Origin of the sequence: Pseudomonas sp. BE134, assembly GCF_031456105.1 — a bacterium.
GTDB lineage: Bacteria > Pseudomonadota > Gammaproteobacteria > Pseudomonadales > Pseudomonadaceae > Aquipseudomonas.
This window is the reverse complement of sequence record NZ_JAVDUA010000062.1, coordinates 1-3107: the sequence shown is the minus strand read 5'-3', so window position 1 is coordinate 3107 and position 3107 is coordinate 1. Positions and strand designations below refer to the sequence as shown.

Below are 3107 nucleotides of genomic sequence, written 5' to 3'. Positions count from 1 at the left end.
ATGGTAGTGTGGGGTTTCCCCATGTGAGAGTAGGTCATCGTCAAGATTAAATTCCGAAACCCCTATCTGCGTATGCAGGTAGGGGTTTTGTTTTGCCCGCAGAAAATCCGCATTGTAGGGTTTCTATGCAACGGCTCGGGGCATGGCTATCATGCGGGCCTCATTGTGAGGCGAGACTTGCATGCTGACGTTGTTAAAGCTTCTTAAAGATGGCCGGTTCCATTCGGGCCAGGCTCTGGGTGTTGCCCTGGGTATCAGTCGTAGTGCCGTGTGGAAGCAGCTCCAGCATTTAGAAGCTGAGCTCGGCTTGTCAATCCACAAGGTGCGCGGTCGCGGATATCAACTGACGGCGCCGCTGTCATTGCTTGATCCCGTCGCCATAAAAGACAAAGCACCTACGTGTGATTGGCCAATTTTGGTCTTCGATTCAATAGACTCAACCAACGCTGAGGCTTTGCGCGCTATCGAGCGTGGCCAGGCTGCGCCATTTCTGGTGCTTGCCGAGCGCCAGACGGCTGGCCGAGGGCGTCGGGGCCGCAAATGGGTCAGTCCTTTTGCAGAAAACATCTATTACAGTCTGGTATTGCGTATTGAAGGCGGAATGCGACAACTGGAGGGGTTAAGCCTTGTTGTCGGTCTTGCGGTCATGCAGGCCTTGCGAGCGCTAGGTGTTCCGGGGGTGGGGTTAAAATGGCCCAACGATGTTTTGGTGGGGCAGAAAAAGATCGCTGGGATATTGCTCGAATTGGTTGGTGATCCCGCAGATGTGTGTCACGTGGTGTTGGGTGTTGGAATTAACGTCAACATGCAGCTCGCGGATGAGGTTGATCAGTTGTGGACGTCAATGCGTTTGGAGTCAGGCAAGGTGTTTGATCGTAATCACCTGGTTTCGGAATTGGGTGAGGCGCTCCAGACATACCTGGCCCGACATCAGCTCGGCGGATTTTCCTCTATCCAGTCAGAGTGGGAGCAAAACCACCTATGGCAGGGGCGGGCTGTGTCATTGATTGCCGGCGTAAACCAGATAGATGGTGAGGTAATGGGTATCGACAGTCAGGGGGCTTTGCGCTTGAAAGTGAATGGCGTTGAAAAGGTCTTTAGTGGCGGTGAGCTCAGTCTGAGGTTGCGCGATGATTCTTGAGCTCGATTGCGGAAATAGTTTTATCAAGTGGCGCGTGCTGCGTGCAGATGCTGGGCGGGTGTTCAGTGAGGGCGTGGTCGATTCGGATGACGCTTTGCTGGAGGGTTTAAGTAAGCTTGAAGGGCTCGCCCTCAGGCATTGTCGGTTGGTCAGCGTTAGAACGGCCGAAGAAACTGCCGCTTTGACTTCTATATTGACGCAAGCTTTCGACGTGGCCGTGGTGTGTGCGACACCTGCTCGCGAAATGGCTGGAGTGCGCAACGGATACGACGAGTTTGAGCGGCTGGGGCTCGATCGCTGGCTTGCCATGCTTGGAGGGTTTCATCTGGCGTCTGGTGCGTGCCTGGTGCTTGATTTTGGTACGGCCGTGACTGCTGACTTCGTCGCTCGGGACGGAGAGCACCTCGGCGGCTTTATTTGCCCTGGGATGCCCTTGATGCGCAACCAGCTGCGAACCCATACCCGCAGAATCCGATACGGTGACCTGGCTGCCGAGCGAGCGCTCGAGAGTCTTGTTCCTGGACGTACAACTGTCGAAGCGGTCGAGCGAGGATGCTCTCTCATGCTGAGGGGCTTTGTTCTGACTCAGTTGGAGCTGGCACGCAGTTATTGGGGGGATGACTTTGCTGTGTTTCTCACTGGGGGGGATGCGGCTCTAGTCTCCGGAATCGTGCCCGAGGCCAGGCTGGTTCCAGATTTGATTTTTGTGGGTTTAGCGATGGCGTGCCCATTGTCCTGAGGTTTTTATGCGTTGGTTGTTTTTGTTGCTGCTTGTTCTCAATGTCTTCTATTACATTTGGCATCAACAAGAGGCCCCGCTGCGGGCGAAAGATGTAACGCCTTTGAGCTTGTACCGGGGGTCGCAGCAGGATATCCGCTTGTTGAGTGAGGCAACTGATGCGTCTCGCGACAAAGAAAAATCCGCAGTGGCGGTCAATGGCTGCCTCTATTTGGGGGGCTTTGTTCGTCAGGAGACCGTCCTGGCGGCCGGGCGTCGACTCGGCGAGATTGGTGTCAGGTTTCAGTCTCTGCCGAAAGATTCCGCCGAGTCTTCTGGTTACTGGGTGCGTATAGCGCCCGAAAGCCAGCGTTTGCTGGATGATTTACAGCTGATAAACCTTTCTAAAGAATTCAATGAGTTAAAACATAAAATAATGCCGTGCGAAGGGGTTGCACCGGCTGAATAGTTTGCATAGAATGGCGCCCGCTTCGCAGTGAAGACCATTTAAGGTCAACGGTGCCGAAGTGGTGTCAATGCAGCTAAGCTCAGGTTTTTAATGAGAAAAATGCTTGACAGAAGGCTGGCATGATGTAGAATGCCGGCTCGCTTAGGAGGGGTTCCCGAGCGGCCAAAGGGATCAGACTGTAAATCTGACGTCTACGACTTCGAAGGTTCGAATCCTTCCCCCTCCACCATTTTTAGCGAGAGCTGCAAGCTCCGCGGGTATAGTTTAGTGGTAGAACCTCAGCCTTCCAAGCTGATGATGCGGGTTCGATTCCCGCTACCCGCTCCAAGTTTGCAGGTCCTGCAAAGTGTTTTGCTCTTGTAGCTCAGTTGGTAGAGCACACCCTTGGTAAGGGTGAGGTCAGCGGTTCAAATCCGCTCAAGAGCTCCATATAACAAGGCAGATATGAAAATATCTGCCTTTGTTTTAATGGCTGATATCAGTTGCTCAATTCTTCTGCTGGGGGTTGTTTCGATGGCTAAGGAAAAGTTCGATCGTTCGCTGCCGCACGTCAACGTTGGTACTATTGGTCACGTTGACCATGGTAAGACCACTCTGACTGCAGCTCTGACTCGTGTTTGCTCCGAGGTTTTCGGTTCGGCTATCGTTGATTTCGATAAAATCGACAGCGCGCCAGAAGAAAAGGCTCGTGGTATCACCATCAACACCGCACACGTCGAGTACAACTCGAAGATTCGTCACTACGCTCACGTTGACTGCCCAGGTCACGCTGACTATGT

At 53.3% G+C, this 3107-nt stretch carries 4 protein-coding genes and 3 tRNA genes; all 7 read left to right on the top strand.

From position 1 onward, the window contains the following. Nucleotides 1-181: 181 nt before the first annotated feature. Nucleotides 182-1141, top strand: coding sequence for a bifunctional biotin--[acetyl-CoA-carboxylase] ligase/biotin operon repressor BirA (birA, locus tag J2Y56_RS28300; RefSeq protein ID WP_310354105.1), 960 nt, complete (start codon nucleotides 182-184; stop codon nucleotides 1139-1141). Further along, nucleotides 1131-1880, top strand: a complete 750-nt coding sequence (locus J2Y56_RS28295) for a pantothenate kinase (RefSeq protein WP_007946144.1) — start codon at nucleotides 1131-1133, stop codon at nucleotides 1878-1880. The genes birA and J2Y56_RS28295 overlap by 11 nt, the downstream gene beginning before the upstream one ends. Nucleotides 1881-1887: 7 nt before the next feature. Further along, nucleotides 1888-2328, top strand: a complete 441-nt coding sequence (locus J2Y56_RS28290; protein ID WP_310339354.1) for a hypothetical protein — start codon at nucleotides 1888-1890, stop codon at nucleotides 2326-2328. Between the two features lie 144 nt (nucleotides 2329-2472). Further along, nucleotides 2473-2557: transfer RNA gene (locus J2Y56_RS28285), tRNA-Tyr, on the top strand. 24 nt (nucleotides 2558-2581) lie between these two features. Then, nucleotides 2582-2655 (top strand) — tRNA-Gly (locus J2Y56_RS28280). Nucleotides 2656-2681: 26 nt separating this feature from the next. Continuing rightward, nucleotides 2682-2757 (top strand) — tRNA-Thr (locus tag J2Y56_RS28275). Between the two features lie 84 nt (nucleotides 2758-2841). Beyond that, the coding region (locus J2Y56_RS28270; protein ID WP_256588461.1) for a GTP-binding protein at nucleotides 2842-3107 on the top strand (266 nt) is incomplete at its 3' end.

Bases quoted from the DNA above. Each gene is read 5' to 3' on its own strand.
- birA (WP_310354105.1), top strand. From the start codon at position 182: ATGCTGACGTTGTTAAAGCTTCTTAAAGATGGCCGGTTCCATTCGGGC.
- J2Y56_RS28295 (WP_007946144.1), top strand. From the start codon at position 1,131: ATGATTCTTGAGCTCGATTGCGGAAATAGTTTTATCAAGTGGCGCGTG.
- J2Y56_RS28290 (WP_310339354.1), top strand. From the start codon at position 1,888: ATGCGTTGGTTGTTTTTGTTGCTGCTTGTTCTCAATGTCTTCTATTAC.